The sequence below is a fragment of the Corynebacterium sp. HMSC078A10 genome (assembly GCF_001811565.1).
In the GTDB taxonomy this organism is placed as follows: Bacteria; Actinomycetota; Actinomycetes; order Mycobacteriales; family Mycobacteriaceae; genus Corynebacterium; species Corynebacterium hesseae.
In genome coordinates, this window is record NZ_KV805212.1 from 1 (window position 1) to 996 (window position 996).

At 58.2% G+C, this 996-nt stretch carries 1 protein-coding gene; it reads left to right on the plus strand.

What is annotated here, in order from left to right; all coding sequences use genetic code 11:
• Positions 1-136 precede the first annotated feature (136 nt).
• Entirely contained in the window at positions 137-904 is a 768-nt protein-coding gene (locus HMPREF2808_RS07750) for an ATP-binding protein (RefSeq protein ID WP_070624366.1), read from the plus strand.
• The last annotated feature ends 92 nt before the right edge of the window (positions 905-996 follow it).

Here is a 996-nt window from a genome sequence, read left to right on the forward strand (position 1 = left end):
CCAGGCCCCGCGCAGCACCACAGTCAACCAGCCCACCGCCCCTGCAATCACCGACCGGGATACCACCGGCGCGTTCCTTGGCGGTGCAGACCAGTTCAGCATGGACAACCTCGCTAAGAAAGGACACTAAAAGCCCATGTCATCACCAACCCCGCCAGCAGATCGCTTCCTTGACGAGTCCGTCCTGCCCGACTTCACCGCGCTGCGGATGACTGCCTTCGGCAGAAGCGTCATCGATATCGCCAACGATCCCGCATTCGACGCATGGACGTTTTCCCAAAAGGTGCTCTACGCACTCGATAAAGAAGTCGCGGCCAGGCGTGAACGACGCATCAACAAACTGCTAAAAGCATCCCGATCGCCAAACCTTGATGCTTGCCTTGAAAACGTGGTCTGCACGCCTGACCGCAACATCAACCCCGAGCAAGTCAGCAGACTCGCTCACGGACAATGGTGCCACCTGGGCCAAAACATTGTCATCCTGGGCAAATCCTCAGTCGGCAAAACCTACCTCGCCCAAGCCCTGATCACAGCAGCATGCCGCAACGACTACTCCGCACGGTTCTACCGCACCGACATGCTCGCCGCCGAACTGGCAGTCCTCCAACCCGATGACCCCGCACGGCTGAAGTTCATCCAGCACCTCCACGACGTCGACGTCCTGGTCCTCGATGACTTCCTGACCACACCTGTGGATGCCGCGACCGCGCACCAACTTCTCAACATCCTCGCCGGGCGAGAAGGCAAAGTCTCAACGATAGTGACCTCACAATTCACCCCACTGGAGTGGTACAAGTCCATCCCCGACGCCGTGATCTCCGAGTCAATCCTCAACCGACTCGTCTCCGGCGCCGAGATCATCACACTCGAAGGACCAAACATGCGCCTCACCACCAACACATAACCACCAACAACGCCTGAGTAAGACACCGCTACCGGATACTCACTCAGGCGCTACCAGATACTCACCACACCGCTACCATTTCAGTCTTCTGA

Bases quoted from the DNA above. Each gene is read 5' to 3' on its own strand.
- HMPREF2808_RS07750 (WP_070624366.1), top strand. From the start codon at position 137: ATGTCATCACCAACCCCGCCAGCAGATCGCTTCCTTGACGAGTCCGTC.